The 239-nt window shown below is 68.2% G+C and carries 1 protein-coding gene; it reads left to right on the forward strand.

Annotated elements, in window-relative coordinates:
• A partial coding sequence (locus tag ACM6IK_RS27070) for a cadherin-like domain-containing protein (protein ID WP_414876745.1) occupies positions 1 to 239 on the forward strand: 239 nt, incomplete at both ends.

Consider the following 239-nt stretch of genomic DNA (forward strand, 5'->3'; position numbering starts at 1 on the left):
CCTCAGCGAACGCGTGACCACCGCTGAAGATGCCCCGGTGAGCGGCAGCGTCCTCACGGGCACGAGCAGCGTCGACGGCCCGGTCAGCGTGGTCAGTTTCACCATCGGTGACGCCACCTACGCCGCCGGCAGCACCGCAACCATCGCCAACGTCGGCACCCTGGTGATCGCGGCGAACGGCGCCTACACCTTCACCCCGGATGCCAACTACAACGGCACGGCGCCGACCGTGAGCTACA

This window comes from Pseudomonas sp. IT-196MI5 (assembly GCF_949767415.1).
Lineage (GTDB): Bacteria > Pseudomonadota > Gammaproteobacteria > Pseudomonadales > Pseudomonadaceae > Aquipseudomonas.